The sequence below is a fragment of the Oceanimonas sp. AH20CE76 genome, assembly GCF_039654065.1.
In the GTDB taxonomy this organism is placed as follows: domain Bacteria; phylum Pseudomonadota; class Gammaproteobacteria; order Enterobacterales; family Aeromonadaceae; genus Oceanimonas; species Oceanimonas smirnovii.
Genome location: NZ_CP155481.1, coordinates 1,445,164 through 1,460,293 on the forward strand (window position 1 = coordinate 1,445,164; position 15,130 = coordinate 1,460,293).

At 57.5% G+C, this 15,130-nt stretch carries 14 protein-coding genes and 1 tRNA gene; 8 read left to right on the forward strand and 7 right to left on the reverse strand.

Features of this window, described 5'->3' with window-relative positions; genetic code table 11:
- Positions 1–38: 38 nt before the first annotated feature.
- Both aguA and aguB read right to left on the reverse strand, forming a co-directional pair.
- Positions 39–1,109, reverse strand: a complete 1,071-nt coding sequence (aguA, locus tag N2M06_RS07050) for an agmatine deiminase (RefSeq protein WP_317075409.1) — start codon at positions 1,107–1,109, stop codon at positions 39–41.
- Positions 1,109–1,999, reverse strand: coding sequence for an N-carbamoylputrescine amidase (gene aguB, locus N2M06_RS07055; protein WP_317075410.1), 891 nt, complete (start codon positions 1,997–1,999; stop codon positions 1,109–1,111). Before aguB ends, aguA begins: the two co-directional genes overlap by 1 nt.
- Positions 2,000–2,165: 166 nt before the next feature.
- On the opposite strand from aguB, the gene N2M06_RS07060 reads away from it, so the two are divergent.
- Positions 2,166–3,068 (forward strand): LysR family transcriptional regulator, encoded by a 903-nt coding sequence (locus tag N2M06_RS07060; protein ID WP_346352031.1) that lies wholly within the window; start codon positions 2,166–2,168, stop codon positions 3,066–3,068.
- Positions 3,069–3,336: 268 nt separating this feature from the next.
- Here N2M06_RS07060 and N2M06_RS07065 read toward each other — a convergent pair whose 3' ends face one another.
- Entirely contained in the window at positions 3,337–4,659 is a 1,323-nt protein-coding gene (locus N2M06_RS07065; RefSeq protein ID WP_346352032.1) for a Na+/H+ antiporter family protein, read from the reverse strand.
- A gap of 233 nt (positions 4,660–4,892) precedes the next feature.
- On the opposite strand from N2M06_RS07065, the gene N2M06_RS07070 reads away from it, so the two are divergent.
- Entirely contained in the window at positions 4,893–5,507 is a 615-nt protein-coding gene (locus N2M06_RS07070) for a peroxiredoxin C (protein WP_317075413.1), read from the forward strand.
- 53 nt (positions 5,508–5,560) lie between these two features.
- Here N2M06_RS07070 and N2M06_RS07075 read toward each other — a convergent pair whose 3' ends face one another.
- Positions 5,561–5,794 (reverse strand): TIGR02647 family protein, encoded by a 234-nt coding sequence (locus N2M06_RS07075; protein WP_346352033.1) that lies wholly within the window; start codon positions 5,792–5,794, stop codon positions 5,561–5,563.
- A gap of 179 nt (positions 5,795–5,973) precedes the next feature.
- Between N2M06_RS07075 and modF the strand changes: the two genes are divergently transcribed.
- Positions 5,974–7,452 carry a molybdate ABC transporter ATP-binding protein ModF gene (modF, locus tag N2M06_RS07080; protein ID WP_346352034.1) on the forward strand — a complete coding sequence of 493 codons (1,479 nt, stop codon included), beginning with the start codon at positions 5,974–5,976 and terminating at the stop codon, positions 7,450–7,452.
- Between the two features lie 57 nt (positions 7,453–7,509).
- A complete protein-coding gene (locus N2M06_RS07085) occupies positions 7,510–8,184 on the forward strand; it encodes a cupin domain-containing protein (RefSeq protein ID WP_346352035.1) in 675 nt (224 codons plus the stop codon).
- Positions 8,185–8,213: 29 nt separating this feature from the next.
- Here the strand turns inward: N2M06_RS07085 and rnt are convergent, their stop codons facing one another.
- On the reverse strand, positions 8,214–8,891 hold the full coding sequence (rnt, locus tag N2M06_RS07090; RefSeq protein ID WP_346352036.1) for a ribonuclease T: 678 nt from the start codon (positions 8,889–8,891) through the stop codon (positions 8,214–8,216).
- A 378-nt stretch (positions 8,892–9,269) separates the two neighbouring features.
- Between rnt and N2M06_RS07095 the strand changes: the two genes are divergently transcribed.
- A tRNA-Ser gene (locus N2M06_RS07095) sits at positions 9,270–9,357 on the forward strand.
- Between the two features lie 218 nt (positions 9,358–9,575).
- Here the strand turns inward: N2M06_RS07095 and N2M06_RS07100 are convergent.
- Positions 9,576–10,112 carry a tyrosine-type recombinase/integrase gene (locus N2M06_RS07100; protein ID WP_346352158.1) on the reverse strand — a complete coding sequence of 179 codons (537 nt, stop codon included), beginning with the start codon at positions 10,110–10,112 and terminating at the stop codon, positions 9,576–9,578.
- 121 nt (positions 10,113–10,233) lie between these two features.
- Between N2M06_RS07100 and N2M06_RS07105 the strand changes: the two genes are divergently transcribed.
- A complete protein-coding gene (locus N2M06_RS07105) occupies positions 10,234–11,379 on the forward strand; it encodes an RNA-guided endonuclease TnpB family protein (protein WP_346352037.1) in 1,146 nt (381 codons plus the stop codon).
- An 18-nt stretch (positions 11,380–11,397) separates the two neighbouring features.
- Here the strand turns inward: N2M06_RS07105 and N2M06_RS07110 are convergent, their stop codons facing one another.
- Positions 11,398–12,300 carry a LysR family transcriptional regulator gene (locus N2M06_RS07110; protein ID WP_346352038.1) on the reverse strand — a complete coding sequence of 301 codons (903 nt, stop codon included), beginning with the start codon at positions 12,298–12,300 and terminating at the stop codon, positions 11,398–11,400.
- A 233-nt stretch (positions 12,301–12,533) separates the two neighbouring features.
- On the opposite strand from N2M06_RS07110, the gene N2M06_RS07115 reads away from it, so the two are divergent.
- Both N2M06_RS07115 and N2M06_RS07120 read left to right on the forward strand, forming a co-directional pair.
- Entirely contained in the window at positions 12,534–13,619 is a 1,086-nt protein-coding gene (locus N2M06_RS07115; RefSeq protein WP_346352039.1) for an alkene reductase, read from the forward strand.
- 26 nt (positions 13,620–13,645) lie between these two features.
- Positions 13,646–14,992, forward strand: coding sequence for an MATE family efflux transporter (locus tag N2M06_RS07120; RefSeq protein ID WP_346352040.1), 1,347 nt, complete (start codon positions 13,646–13,648; stop codon positions 14,990–14,992).
- Positions 14,993–15,130 lie beyond the last annotated feature (138 nt).

Genomic DNA, 15,130 nt, shown 5'->3' on the forward strand with positions numbered 1-15,130 from the left:
GGTCTGTGAACCCCGGTTTTTAATACGTCTGATGGCGTTTACACCGCCGGGATCTGCTGGGTAATGCAGTGAATATTACCGCCACCCAGCAGAATTTCCCGCGCCGGTATGCCCACCACGTCCAGCTCCGGAAAGATTTCCTGCAGCCGCGCTTTGGCCACGTCATCGGTGCTTGCGTCCAGCAGCGGAAACAGCAGGCGGCCATTGGTGATTAAAAAATTCACGTAAGAAGCCGCCATACGCTCGCCGGCGGGGCGGGGCACGCCGCTGCCGGTGGCAATGCCGGCAGCTTCTTCCTCGCTGATATACAGCGGGCCTGGCTGGGGTAGCAGCCACACCTTGAGCTTGCGGCCCCTGGCATCGGTGGCCGAGCTTAACACCTCAAAGGCGGCCTGAGTGCGCACATATTGCGGATCCTGCGGGTCTTCGCAACCGTGCAGAATCACTTCACCCGGGCGGGCAAAACAGGCCATGTTGTCGATATGACCATCGGTCTCATCCATGTACACCCCTTGATCCAGCCAGATAAAGGTGGTGACCCCAAGCGTGTTGCGCAGATGCTGCTCTATTTCTTCCTGGCTGAGAGCAGGATTACGGTTGGCGTTGAGCAGGCATTCTTTGGTAGTAAGCAAGGTGCCTTCGCCGTCCACATGAATGGAGCCGCCTTCCAGCACCAGCGGGCTTTCTATTGCGTCAATGCCATGCTGGGCCAGCATGGCTTGCGCCATGGCCTGATCCTGGTCCCAGGGTGAGTAAAGTCCGCCCTGGTCACCGCCCCAGGCGTTAAAGCGCCAGTCCAGCCCTTTAATATCGCCCTTGTCGTTTACTACCACAGTGGGGCCCGTGTCTCTGGCCCAGGCGTCGTCGCTGTCTATTTCCACCAGGGTTACCGCTGCCGGCATGGTAGCGCGTGCCTTATTCATTTCTGCTGCCGGCACTGCCATATAAACCGGCGTCACCACAGCGATAGCCTCGGCCAGCCGGGCAAAAGTAGCCTGAGCCGGCGCACCCTGTTCCCGCCAGTTATCGGGCCGGTGCGGCCAGATCATCCATACCGCCTGCTGGGGTGCCCACTCGGCAGGCATATAAAAGCCCTTGAGTGCGTCCATCAGCGACCTCCGTGCTGTTTGCCGTCGGAGGTGAGCAGAGTCTGATACATGGCCGGGCGACGATCCCGGAACAGACCCCAGCTGGCGCGGGTTTTGGCAATTTCGGCCAGGTCAAAGCTGTGTACCAACACACACTCGCTGGTTTTATCTGCCTGTTGTACCAGCTCGCCAAACTGATCGGCAATAAAAGAGCTGCCGTAGAAAGTGGTTTCCAGAGCGTCTTCATATTTGCTTTGCTCGGTGCCGATGCGGTTGGACGCAATCACCGGTACCAGGTTGGCAGCAGCATGGCCCTGCTGAGTGCGGGTCCAGTGCGGCTGGCTGTTGATGGTCGGATCCTGCGGCTCAGAGCCAATGGCGGTGGGGAAGAAGATAAGTTCAGCCCCCATCAGTGCCAGGCTGCGGGCGGTTTCCGGAAACCACTGATCCCAGCAGATGCCCACACCAATTTTGGCATAGCGGGTCTGCCACACCTTGAAACCGGTGTCGCCGGGGGTAAAGAACTGCTTTTCCTGATAGCCGGGGCCATTGGGGATATGAGTTTTGCGATACAGATCCAGCACGGCACCGTCGGCGTCGATCACCACCAATGAGTTGTAATAGGCATTGCCGGCACGCTCAAAAAAGCTCAGCGGCAGCACCACCTGCAGCTCCCTGGCCAGAGCCTGAAAGTGCTGAATAAGCGGGCTGTTGTCCACTTCCTGAGCCAGAGCGAAGTGCTCCGGGCTTTGATCAATGCAGAAGTAAGGGTATTCAAACAGCTCCTGAATAAGAATGATCTGGGCACCCTGGCCGGCCGCATCACGCACCAGTTTTTCGGCACGGGCAATGTTTTCGTCCCGGTTCCAGCTGCAGGCCATCTGAGTGGCGGCTACGGTTACCATGGTCATATCAAGGCTCCTAGTATCAGGTCAACAGTTATCAGGTCAACAGTTATCAGGTCAAAAGGCCGGCGTCATTTGCGGCTGCCGGTAGCAATAACGTGAAGTGTGCGGCTTGTTAGCTCATTCAGCAAATGCATAATATAAATTTTATTATTCACAGTATGAATGTTGTATGAAGCTGCACCAGCTTGATCTTAACCTGCTGCTGGCCTTTGATGCCCTGATGACCCAGCGCAATGTGACCCAGGCAGCACAGCAGTGCTTTATTAGCCAGCCGGCCATGAGCCATGCCCTGAACCGGCTGCGGCGGTTTTTTGCCGATCCGCTGCTGGTGCGCTCGGCCACCGGCATGCAACCCACCCAGCGAGCGCAGGAGTTACATCAGGCAGTTCGGCGGGCATTGACGCTGCTGGAGCAGGAGCTGGGCCGAAGTGATCATTTTGAACCGGCAACGTCGCGCCGGCGCTTTGTGATCAGCACCACCGATTATGTGGAGTGCGTGCTGATCCCACCACTGATCAACCGGCTGAAAACCCTGGCACCCGGGGTGCATATTGAAATTGATATTCTGCGGGACAAGCTGCCCGAAGCGGAGCTGGCCAACGGCGAGGTGGATCTGGTGCTGGGCTTTGATGAATACATGAAAGTACCGGGCTCGCTATGTACCGAAACCTGGCTGACCGAGCCATTAGCAGGCATTGTGGCCGCAGATCATCCCGGGGTGGGCGAGGGGTTGTCACTTGAGCAGCTGACCACGCTGCCCCATGTGTTTCACTCGCCCTTGGGTACCCGGGAAGCCAGCATTGACACCTGGCTGGCCGGGCAGGGGCTGAAGCGGCAAATTTCGGTGAACAGTCAGAGTTATATGTCGGCGGCGGCCATAGTGGCGCAAAGTGATCATCTGCTGGTGCTACCCAGCAAGGTGGCGGCCTTGCTGGCCGGTGCCTGGCCGCTGAAGCAGGTAGCCCTGCCGCCGGATCTGCCCGCCTACCACCTCAACTGCGTCTGGCACCCGCTGCACGACCGCCAGCCCGCCCTGCAATGGCTGCGGGCGCTGCTGCGAACGCTGATTTAACTACATAGCGGTATGTAGAAACTGTGCAAAATCGTCGGCCAATGCGCACTACTTCGCCGGCACGCCGTGAATACTTCCATGTAGGCTCCGTTGCGCCATCCCTGGCGCAAAGGGCACGGCGAAGCAGACACCCATTGCCCTCCTGACGAGCACGTAGTTGCCGTTAAGTTTCTGTCTCCTGCGGGTAATTTAATGGATGCCAGAAACAAAAATGCCGGGCAAAACCCGGCACAACTGATGGCTGACAGCTTACCGCTGAAAGCTGAGTTTACAGCACCATGGCTGCCAGCCAGCCAAAGCCTACCAGCGGAATATTGTAGTGCAGGAAGGTAGGTACTACCGAGTCCCAGATATGGTCGTGCTGACCGTCGGCATTCAGGCCAGAGGTCGGGCCGAGGGTAGAATCTGACGCCGGCGAGCCGGCATCACCCAGGGCACCGGCGGTACCGATAATGGCCAGGGTGGCCAGCGGCGAAAAGCCCAGCGAAATGCACAAGGGCACATAAATGGGCGCGATAATCGGAATGGTTGAAAACGATGAGCCAATGCCCATGGTGATCAGCAGGCCCACCACCAGCATGGCCAGCGCCGCCAGGGCTTTATGACCACCCAGCACATCGGCCACTGCCTGCACCAGCGCACCAATGCCGTCGGTGGCCTTGATTACGGCGGCAAAGCCGGCGGCGGAGATCATGATAAAACCGATCATTGACATCATTTTCACACCCTGGGTAAAGGCGTCCTGACTTTCCCGGAACTTGATAACCCCGCCCATGGTGAAAATAATAAAGCCCACCATGGCACCCAGAATAATGGAGTCGCTGTACAGCTGCAGGCTGAGCGCGCTGAGAATGGCGATCACCGCAATAAAAATATGCAGCGGGTTAATCTGAATATGCTCCGGCTCCACTGCAATGATTTTGCTTTCATCGTACTGGCGGGGTTTGCGGTAGCTGATAAACAGCGCCACCAGCAGACCCAGGAACATGCCTCCCACCGGAATACCCATGGCCATGGGCAGCATGCCCTTGGTGGCTTCCACGCCATTTTCCACCAGATTGGCCAGCAGAATATTGTTCAGAAAAATACCGCCAAAGCCTACCGGCAGCATCATATAAGTCGCAGTCAGACCAAAGGTCAGCACACAGGTCACGGCCCGGCGATCCAGCTTGAGCTGGGCCATTACATGCAGCAGTGGCGGCACCAGAATGGGAATAAAGGCGATATGAATGGGGATCAGGTTCTGGGACGACACTGCCGCCAGCAGCAGGGCACACAGCAATACCGATTTAATCCAGAGCACCCGGCCCTGACTGGCATTTTGCCCCAGAGCCCGAATGATGCGTACCGCCAGCAGATCGGTAATGCCGGAGCGGGAAATGGCCACGGCAAAGGCCCCCAGCATGGCATAACTTAATGCAATGGTGGCACCGCCACCCAGGCCATCGGCAAAAATCTTGGCGGTGTCGGTCAGCGACAGGCCGCCCACCAGCCCGCCCACCAGGGCACTCAGGGCCAGTGAGATCACCACGTTGATGCGCAGCAGGCTCAGCACCAGCATCAACGACACGGCGATAACAACGGGATTCATGGAATATCCTTTTAGTTCATAACGTCAAACGAAGCGGCTAGTTTGCAAATTGAACCGTGAATGTCGAGCATTATTTGCCAAAAGAGCGGGAAAACCACATTGTGTGAACTTTGTACAAGCATCACGTTATCGCTGCCTTCGCCCTTGGGTTTGTGCAACCGCGCCCATATACTGTTGGTTCCGCCGCGATAGATTGATGATTTTTCGCGTGTTAACACAGCAAGGAGATAAACATGAGCGTACTGGTAGGCCGTCAGGCTCCCGACTTTACCGCTGCTGCCGTTCTGGGTAATGGCGAAATCGTTGATAACTTCAACCTCAAGGAGTTCACCAAGGGCAAAGCCGCCGTGGTGTTTTTCTACCCGCTGGACTTCACCTTTGTGTGCCCGTCTGAGCTGATCGCCTTTGACCAGCGTTTTGACGAGTTCCAAAAGCGCGGCGTGGAAGTGATTGGCGTGTCCATCGACTCCCAGTTCAGCCACAACGCCTGGCGTAACACCGCTGTTGAGAACGGCGGTATCGGTCCGGTTAAATACCCGCTGATCGCTGACGTGAAGCACGAAATCTGCCAGGCTTATGACGTTGAGCACCCGGAAGCCGGTGTTGCTTTCCGTGGCTCTTTCCTGATCGACGCCAACGGCGTGGTTCGTCACCAGGTTGTGAACGATCTGCCCCTGGGCCGTAACATCGACGAGATGCTGCGCATGATCGACGCGCTGCAGTTCCACGAAGAGCACGGCGAAGTGTGCCCCGCTCAGTGGGAAAAAGGCAAAGCCGGCATGAAAGATTCTCCTGAAGGTGTTGCCAAATACCTGACCGAGCACGCCGGTGATCTGTCTGCCAAGTAAAAATGGCTGACTGTTAAATACCAAAATGCCGGCCTTGTGCCGGCATTTTTTGTTTACTCTTTCAACAACCCCAGCATGGCCTGTGCATGCTCGGCGGTTTCTCGTCCCAGTTCCGTCAGGTAGCCCCCGTCAACCTGAGTGATAAGCCCTTTGCCATGCAAACTGGCGGCGGCATCAATCATACCCGGCTCGGCATCGTGATGTACTTTAATGCCTTGTTGATTGGTATCCAGATTAAAGTGCAGCAATAAATTCAGTTCATCCATTAACTTGGGGTGATAACGCATAGGCACTCCTTGGTGTGCGGGTAGTGAGCAAAAACACCTTTGACGTTAGCCTGTTATCGGCCTGCAGGCTGGGGCATGGCTCACAGTTAGCGTTTATATGCCGGCATGATTGCACTTGCATCCGGCTGCCGGGTTGCGGATTATGTGATTTTTGTCACAACCGTAAAGGAACCGCTTTCATGAGCGCCATTTGTATCAAGGACGCCCGTTTTGCCATCAGTGAACGCCATCAGCTGCACATTCCCGAACTGAACCTTGAGCAGGGGCAGTGCTGGACCTTTGTGGGTGCCAACGGCAGCGGCAAAACAGCACTGGCCCGGGCGCTGGCCGGTGAGCTGAAGCGCACGCAAGGTGAGGCCGAGTATGGTTTTGCCAGCACAGAGTGGGTGTCGTTTGAGCAATTGCAACAACTGGCAGACCGGGAGCGGGAGCAGGATGAAAGCGACTTGCTCGACGCTCAGGACGACGGCCACAGTGCCCGGCAAATCATATTGGAAGGCGGCCACGACGCAAATGAGCTGGCTGAGCTTGCCGAACGGTTTGGCATCAGCTCGCTGCTGGATCGCGGCTTTAAATATCTGTCTACCGGTGAAACCCGCAAGGTGCTGCTGTGCCGGGCGCTGCTCAGCCACCCTGCGCTGCTGGTGCTTGACGAGCCCTTTGACGGCCTGGACGTAAACGCCCATAACAGCCTGATGACGCTGCTGGCCGAGCTGGTGGCTGCCGGCCAGACCCTGGTGCTGATTGTAAACCGCTTTGAAGAGCTGCCGGACTTTGCCACCCATCTTGGGCTGCTGGCAGAATGCGAACTGGCCCAGGCCGGCCCCCGTGAGCAGGTGGCAGCCTCTGCCGAGCTGCAGCAGCTGCATCATCTGGCCGCGCTGGAAGCCAGCACACAGGCACTGCCACCGGCGGATCCCGATGTCGAGCGGCGCGAGCTGGATGCGAACACGCCGCGCATAATCATGCGCGACATGCGCGTGAGCTTTGGTGACAAGGTGATCCTGAACGGCCTCAACTGGCAGGTAAACCCCGGTGAGCACTGGCAGATAATGGGCCCCAACGGTGCCGGCAAGTCGACCTTGCTCAGCCTGGTGACCGGTGATCACCCGCAAGGCTACAGCAACGATCTCACTTTATTTGGCCGCCGCCGGGGCAGTGGTGAAACCATCTGGGACATCAAACAGCATATCGGGTATGTCAGCACCACCATGCAGCAGGACTACCGCGTGACCGCCACCCCCAGGGCGGTGATACTGTCGGGCTTTTTTGATTCCATCGGCGTTTATCAGCAGCCCGGTGATGCTCAGCTCAAGCTGGCCGACCAGTGGCTGGCGCTGCTGGGCATGACGGCACAGGCCAATGAGCCGTTCCGCAATCTATCTTACGGCCAGCAACGGCTGCTGCTGATTGCCCGCGCCATGGTCAAGCATCCGCCCATTCTTATTCTCGATGAGCCGTTGCAGGGGCTGGACACCCTTAACCGCCACTGGGTAAAACGCTGGATTGATCTGCTGGTGGCCGAAGGCAGCACACAGCTGTTGTTTGTGTCCCATCATCAGTCCGATGCGCCCGGCTGCATCAGTCACCGCCTCAGCTTTGTGGCCGATGGCGAAGGCGGTTATCACTACCCCTGTGAAACCCTGCAGAAAGCTTGACCAATTCAGCCAGCGGGGTCAGGATAAAGATCCCACTTGTTCGTCGGGTTAGTGCCGATGCTGAATATGGACTTTGCTCAATCTCTTACCCTCAGTTATGACCCCGACCGCTGGCAACCCTCGCCGGCGGCCGGCGTGTGGCGTTATCCGCTGGAGCGCGAAGCCGCCGAAAGCGGTCATGTTACCAGCCTGGTGCGCTTTCAGCCGGGCTCTGTATTTGCGGAGCACGAGCACCCTTTGGGTGAGGAATTCTGGGTGCTGGAAGGCACCTTTTCTGATGAAAACGGCGACCATGAGGCCGGCTCCTATGTGCGCCATCCGCCGGGCAGCCGCCACCGTGCCTTCAGCCGTACCGGATGTGTGATTTTCGTCAAGCTCAATCAATTTGATGAAAGCGACAGCGAGCTCAAGGCAATACGGGAGGCCCAGGGGCTGTGGTTGACGGGGGAGCATGGCTTTCGACGTTTGTCGCTGCACCGCTACGGGGGAGTGAACACCAGCTTGCTGGAGTTTGCCGATGGCGGTCGTTTCCCTGCCTGTTGTTACCGCGCCGGCCTGGAAATTCTGGTGCTGCAAGGGCAGCTGAGTGATGGCAAACAAACCCTGGGGCCACTCAGCTGGTTGCGGCTGGCACCCATGTCGGTGCCCGAGCTGAATGCCATCGGTCACACTCGGCTTTGGGTGCGCACCGGGCATCTTGCCTCTTCGATGCCGGTTAACCAGACCGGCTGAGTAACGCGCCCGCCAACTGGCGGGCGTTTTTATTCCGGTGCATGCTCATCGCTGCCAAAATCAGGCGCTTCTGCCGGGGCAGGGGGCCAGCCGCCCAGTAGCTTCCAGCGATTAACGATGGTGCAGAACAGCTCGGCAGTTTTGCGGGTGTCATACAGGGCGCTGTGGGCTTCCTTGTTATCAAAGCTCATGCCCGCAGCGCGGCAGGCCTTGGCCAATACCGTTTGCCCCAGCGCCAGGCCCGCCAGGCTGGCGGTGTCGAAGGTGGCAAACGGATGAAACGGATTGCGTTTCAGCTCGGCACGCTCGGCGGCTTCCATCACAAAGCCATGATCAAACGAGGCGTTATGCGCCACAATAACGGCCCGCTGGCATTTGTTGGCCTTGATACCCTTGCGCACCCCTTTAAAAATCTGCTCCAGCGCTTCCCGCTCGGTGACGGCACCGCGCAAGGCACTCCAGGGGTCAATGCCGGTAAACTCCAGCGCCGCCGGCTCCAGATTGGCCCCTTCAAAGGGAGACACATGAAAATGAAAGGTCTGATCCGGCTTTAACCAGCCGTCCTTGTCCATTTTCAGGGTGATGGCGGCAATTTCCAGCAGAGCATCGGTTTTGGCGTTAAACCCGCCGGTTTCCACGTCGATCACCACAGGGTAATAGCCCCGAAAACGCTCGTGTAGCTGAGTGGCGGAAGTTGTTGCCGTCATCAAGTTGGTCCTGTTGCTGCAAAAAACGGTCGTCCATTATGCCAGAGTCATGGCGCATCGTCGCCCGTATCGCAGTTTACAGCAACAGTGCTGCAATAATGTGCAAACGAAATAGCGTGCTGATAAAAAGGGTTGCACCCGACGCCGGCCTTGCCTACTATACGCCCCGCTGACAAGGCACAGGCCTTCAGCACTGAGTGAAGCTAAACACTCTCAAATAAAATACAGCACAAAAATTGGTGAGGTGTCCGAGTGGCTGCCCGAGGCGAAGCCGAGAGGTAAACAGCACGTAGCGTGCTACGTCAGCCCGAGGACATGGACTACCAGTTTACGCAGAGTGAAGCTAAACACTCTCAAATAAAATACAGCACAAAAATTGGTGAGGTGTCCGAGTGGCTGAAGGAGCACGCCTGGAAAGTGTGTATACGGCAACGTATCGAGAGTTCGAATCTCTCCCTCACCGCCAAATTATCTCGTTGATTTCCAAGGAAATTGCGAAGCATCCTCAAAGGTTTGGGGCAAATTCGTGGCAGAAATTCCGTTTTTCTGTCCGCCCATGTCCTCTCTAAATCCCATCATTTCCGAAACTATTCCAGCCACTGATTTAGTATCTTTTGGTATCCATCTTCCATAGTGTTTTTTGACCATCTTCGTGTCGGTATGACCGAGCTGGTGCGCTACCCACTACATGGGCACATAGTTCGAGAGCGCCTGACTCGCGAAGGTATGCCGGCACTGGTTCGGCCCGCGGTGGCGAACCTTGGCTTTAACCAACAGATCGGTATACCAGCGACGGAGTGACGGATCATGCCAGGGGGTCTGCTGCTCACCGGTCCCGTTCATAAACACAAAGCGCACTTCGTCAGCGCGGATGGTGATATTGTCCCGTTGTCGCACCGACACTTCCTGTTGCGGAAGCATCATGGTGTAGGGCATCTGTTGTTGAAGCCAGTGAATGGCAGGGTCGATCAGTTCAACGATGCGAACCCGAGATCGCTCTTTCGGGACCTTGTAGTGAGGATCGACTTTGGCCCGGCGGACCTTCAGCTGCCAGGTTTCGGTGTCCACATCTTCCCAGGCCAGGGCCATCACCTCCGAGAGTGGCAGCCCCGACCAGGAGGCAAACATCACCAGGTGAATGTCCTGCGGTCGCCGGCTCTTCACCTTGGCAATGCGTTGCAGCTCGCTGCGCTCGAACGGATCGGCCGTGTCTTGATCAATTTTGCGCGGGAAACCCCGTCCTTTTAGGGCAGGGAGGGATAGCGCGGCGGCGTCAGCCGCCCCTGTTCCCGCCCCTCCTTTTTAGCTGGCTATCTATACAGTGGTTTACTAAGCTAAGCACATGACGAAACGCGCTTATAAATATCGGTTTTACCCAACTCCCGAACAGGCTGAGCTGCTGGCGCAGACCTTCGGCTGTGTGCGTTTTGTCTATAACGCCATACTGCGCTGGCGTACCGATGCTTTTTATCAGCGTCAGGAAAAAATCGGCTACGTTGGTGCTAACGCCCGACTGACCGAACTCAAAAAAGATCCTGAGCTGGCGTTTCTGTCTGAGGTGTCGTGTGTGCCCTTGCAGCAATGCCTGCGCCACCAGCAAACCGCCTTCAAAAACTTCTTTGAAGGCCGTGCCAAGTACCCGGTATTTAAGCACAAGCGGCACCGCCAGTCGGCGGAGTTCACCCGCTCGGCCTTCAAATACCGGAACGGCAAGCTGTACCTGGCCAAGAGCAAAACCCCGCTGGACATTCGCTGGAGCCGTGAACTGCCCGGCGAGCCCAGTACCGTCACCGTTTCCAAAGACTCGGCAGGCCGTTACTTTGTGATCTGCCTGTGTGAGTTCGCGCCCAGCAAACTGCCGGTGACACCCAACATGACCGGCATTGACCTGGGCCTGACAGATCTGTTTATCACCGACCAGGGTGAACGGGTCGGCAATCCCCGCCATACCGCGAAATACGCCGCCAGGCTGGCCAAGGCACAGCGCCGGCTGAGCAAGAAAAAGCTCGGCTCGGCCAATCGCGCCAAGGCCCGCCAGAAGGTGGCGAAACTTCATGCTAAAATCTCCGATTGCCGACAGGACAACTTGCACAAGCTGTCCCGCAGACTGATTAACGAGAACCAAGTAGTCTGCGTTGAATCCCTGACAGTGAAAAACCTGATCCGCAACCCGGCACTCAGCAAGGCCATTGCTGATGCCGGCTGGGGCGAGTTCGTGCGCCAGTTGGCGTACAAGGCGGAATGGGCCGGTCGCTCACTGGTCGCCATTGACCAGTGGTTCCCCAGCTCCAAACGCTGCTCGGGTTGCGGGCATACCTTGTCGTCGCTGCCGTTGTCGGTCAGGAAATGGGACTGCCCCGAATGTGGCGCACACCATGACCGCGACATTAACGCCGCGACCAACATTAAAGCCGTCGGGCTGGCGGTGTTAGCCCTTGGAGAGAATATAAGCGGCATGGGGCCAGTCTCCGTGTCCGGTTCTCGGTGAATTGGGAATCCCCTTCCTTTAGGGAGGGGAGAAGTCAACGTGAACATGTTCCATCAGGTGATCGATAAACACCCGGGTTTTTGCAGGCAGGTAGTTGCGCGACGAGTAGTAAATCATTACCTGAATGGGGTCGGCCTCATAGTCTCGCAGCACGCGGCGAAAACAACCCTGTTCAATACAGGCCTGAGCATGGCCAATGCCCACGGCAGCAATACCCACGCCCATTTCCACTGCCTTGATGGCGGCCGACAGGCTGTTTACGGTCAGGTTACCCTGAGGCTCGTGCTGGATCAGCTCGCCTTTCACGCGAAAGTCCCAGTTTTTTTTGCGGCCGGTAGTGGAAGAGCGGTAGGCAATGCAGTTATGGTGCAACAGCTCATTTGGGGTGGCGGGCTCGCCAAATTTTTCAAGGTAGCCACTGCTGGCCACCAGCACGGGTTGCAGCTGATAAAAGTCGCGGGCAATCAGGCGGCTGTCCTGATTGAGCATAACGCCAATGCCCACATCAGCACCTTCTTTCACCAGATCGCCGATGCGGTCATCAAACTGCAGATCCAGCTCAATGTCGGGATATTTTTCGAGAAAGGCGGGCAGCAGGGGCAGCACCACCATGCGCCCGAAGCTGTCGGGCAGGTTCACTTTCAGCCGGCCGTGAGGCTGCTTTTTCTTGTCTTTGCTGCGTCTTATCTGATCTTCCAGCTGCTCCACCAGAGGGCCGGTTCTTTTATGCAGTTCATGGCCGTCTTCGGTGAGGGTAAGAGAGTGCGTGGTACGGTGAAACAAACGCAATTCCAGTGACTTCTCCAACTGGGCCACGGCCTTGCTGACGGCCGCCGAAGTTACCCCCAGATGCCTGGCCGCAGAAGAAAAGTTACCGTGCCTTATCACGGCAAGAAAGATGTTGAGCTGATTGGGAATCATCGGGTTATAGGGCCTCAGTGATCAACGGTTTTGACCGGGTGTAATACGCTGGGGGAGTCAAAAGCCAACAGAAATTTGGTGCATTATACGACCGGTATGGTACCAGTCTGGTTTCAACTTTTATTCACAACCGTTCCAAAGCCGGACCAGCTACACAGCCATGGCCGGTTCTGGCGAAATAGGCTCATGCTTTTGGCAGGTCTTTCCTGCCAGTCACCATAACGAGAATTTTTATGACCAATCTCTTTACGCCGGTCCGGCTGGGTGCCGTTGAACTGAATAACCGGGTGCTGATGGCCCCGCTGACCCGTGTTCGCGCCGATGCCGATCATGTGCCTACTGATCTTATTGCTGAGCATTATGCTCAGCGCGCTTCTGCCGGCTTGCTGATTGCCGAGGCCACCATGGCGATGGAAGGCAATTCGGCATTCTGGCGCGAGCCGGGCATCTACTCAGAGGCCCAGGTGGCCGGATGGAAAAAAGTGACCGAGGCGGTGCATGCCCGCGGCGGCAAGATTTTTCTGCAGATCTTTCACGGAGGCCGGGCCTGTCATCCGCTGCTGAACAACGGCCGGGTGCCGGTGGCACCCAGTGCAGTAGCCATCACCAATGACGAAGCGCATACGCCGGAAGGAAAAAAGGCCTACACAGTGCCCCGGGAACTGCGTGATGACGAGATCCCGGCCATTGTCGAGGGCTTTAAAATAGCCGCCGAGAATGCCAAACGTGCCGGTTTTGACGGTGTGGAAGTGCACGGTGCCAACGGCTATCTGCTGGATCAGTTTCTGCGGGACGGCAGCAACCTGCGCACCGGCCCGTATGGCGGACCGATCGAAAACCGCGTCCGCTTGTTGCTGGAAGTGCTGGATGCCGTTATCGGCGTCTGGGGCAGTGATCGGGTGGGGCTGCGGTTGTCGCCGCTGAACAGCTTTAACAGCATGAAAGACAGCGATCCGGTCGGCTTGATCACCTGGCTGGCACAGCGCCTGAACGACTGCCAGCTGGCTTACCTGCACCTGATGCGCGGTGATTTTCTGGGTGAGCAGCAGCTGGATGTAGTAACGCCTGCCCGTGAGCACTACCGGGGCAATCTGATCCTGAATATGGGCTACGATCGCGAGGAAGCCAATGCGGCCGTGCAGTCTGGTCAGGCAGAAGGCATTGCCTTTGGGGTGCCTTTTATTGCCAATCCGGATCTGGTGGAGCGAATGCAGGCAGGTGCCGAACTGAACGAAGCGGATCCGGCCACTTTTTATACCCAGGGGGCTGAGGGATATAACGACTATCCCACGCTGGCTGCAGCAGATGCCACTGCATAAGCCGTTGCTGCCAGGCAATGACTGACATGATAAAACCCACCGGCGGGTCCCTTGGCCGGCAGCTGTACCGCATGACCTGGCCCATGCTGATTGGTGTGCTGGCCATCATGAGCAGCCAGATGGTCGACAGTGCCTTTATCGGCCAGCTGGGCACCCAGCCGCTGGCGGCAGTGGGCTTTACCATTCCGGTATATCAGCTGATCATCGGCATTCAGGTTGGTCTGGGCATTGCCACCACCACCATTATTTCTACTGCGCTCGGAGCCGGCAAACAAGGTGAAGCCAAGCAACTGGGCAGCCTGGTGCTGGCCACCGGCGGGGGAGTGGTGTTACTGCTTTGCCTGCTAGTCTGGGCCGGGCAGCAAGAGATTGTCTTTCGTCTAGGGGCCTCCGGGTCGCTGCTTCCGCTGGTGCGGGAATATTGGCTGCCCTGGTTGTTCAGTTGCTGGCTGGGAGCCATGCTGTATTTTGGCTACAGTTTGTTCCGCGCCCACGGCGAAACCCTGTTGCCCGGGCTGGTGATGGTACTGACCAGCCTGATCAATATGGTGCTGGATCCCCTGTTCATTTTTACCCTGGACATGGGCCTGGCCGGGGCCGCCTGGGCCACCGTCTGTGCCTTTGGAGCCGGTTGTGTGGTTACTTTTACCGGTCTGTTGCGCCGCCGACTGATCCGCTTGCCACGTCATGCCGCCCGGATCCGGAGCGGGCTGACTCGCCTGTTGTCCTTTATGCTGCCCAGCACCCTTAGCCAGCTGGTGCCGCCCTTGTCAGCCATGCTGGCCACAGCGCTGGTGGCTGTGCATGGCGAGCATGCGGTGGCTGCCTGGGGGCTGGGCAGCCGTATTGAGCTGCTGTCCATCGTGGTGGTGCTGGCCCTGACCATGGCCATGCCGCCCATGATTGGCCGGCTCAGGGGCAGCAAGGATATGGAGCAGATACGGCAACTGGTACGTACCGCAATGACCTTTGTGCTGTTATGGCAGCTGGCGCTGGCGCTGCTGCTGGTGGTGGTATCTGTGCCTCTGAGTCATGTGCTTACCAGCGACGGCACCACTGCTGCCATTCTTTCCGGTTACCTGTGGCGGGTGCCGCTCAGTTACGGTGCCATGGGGGTGTGCATGATCCTGGTATCGGCATGCAATGCCATGGGCATGCCCCGGCTGGCCCTGGTGATGTCGGCACTGCGGTTGCTGGTGTGCTACCTGCCTCTGTTGTGGCTCGGCTCCATGCTGGATGGCCTGAACGGGCTGCTGCTGGGTGCCATGGCAGGAAATCTGCTGGCCGGACTGATGAGCTGGCACCTGTACCGAAGCTGGTGCATCAAGGCCGGGCCGGCTTCCGGCAGGGCTGCCGCAAAAGCCGGTTTCTAGTCTGTTACAACCCCGCACAGTCATGTGCGGGGTTTTTTGTTCAGGTTGCCGACATTATTGGCTCTTATTTTGCACAGCTTATGGCAGTGGCGAAAACTCAAGAGTAAAGAACGATGGAAACAGACTGGATAGAGCGGT

Bases quoted from the DNA above. Each gene is read 5' to 3' on its own strand.
- aguA (WP_317075409.1), bottom strand. From the start codon at position 1,109: ATGGACGCACTCAAGGGCTTTTATATGCCTGCCGAGTGGGCACCCCAG.
- aguB (WP_317075410.1), bottom strand. From the start codon at position 1,999: ATGACCATGGTAACCGTAGCCGCCACTCAGATGGCCTGCAGCTGGAAC.
- N2M06_RS07060 (WP_346352031.1), top strand. From the start codon at position 2,166: ATGAAGCTGCACCAGCTTGATCTTAACCTGCTGCTGGCCTTTGATGCC.
- N2M06_RS07065 (WP_346352032.1), bottom strand. From the start codon at position 4,659: ATGAATCCCGTTGTTATCGCCGTGTCGTTGATGCTGGTGCTGAGCCTG.
- N2M06_RS07070 (WP_317075413.1), top strand. From the start codon at position 4,893: ATGAGCGTACTGGTAGGCCGTCAGGCTCCCGACTTTACCGCTGCTGCC.
- N2M06_RS07075 (WP_346352033.1), bottom strand. From the start codon at position 5,794: ATGCGTTATCACCCCAAGTTAATGGATGAACTGAATTTATTGCTGCAC.
- modF (WP_346352034.1), top strand. From the start codon at position 5,974: ATGAGCGCCATTTGTATCAAGGACGCCCGTTTTGCCATCAGTGAACGC.
- N2M06_RS07085 (WP_346352035.1), top strand. From the start codon at position 7,510: ATGCTGAATATGGACTTTGCTCAATCTCTTACCCTCAGTTATGACCCC.
- rnt (WP_346352036.1), bottom strand. From the start codon at position 8,891: ATGACGGCAACAACTTCCGCCACTCAGCTACACGAGCGTTTTCGGGGC.
- N2M06_RS07105 (WP_346352037.1), top strand. From the start codon at position 10,234: ATGACGAAACGCGCTTATAAATATCGGTTTTACCCAACTCCCGAACAG.
- N2M06_RS07110 (WP_346352038.1), bottom strand. From the start codon at position 12,300: ATGATTCCCAATCAGCTCAACATCTTTCTTGCCGTGATAAGGCACGGT.
- N2M06_RS07115 (WP_346352039.1), top strand. From the start codon at position 12,534: ATGACCAATCTCTTTACGCCGGTCCGGCTGGGTGCCGTTGAACTGAAT.
- N2M06_RS07120 (WP_346352040.1), top strand. From the start codon at position 13,646: ATGATAAAACCCACCGGCGGGTCCCTTGGCCGGCAGCTGTACCGCATG.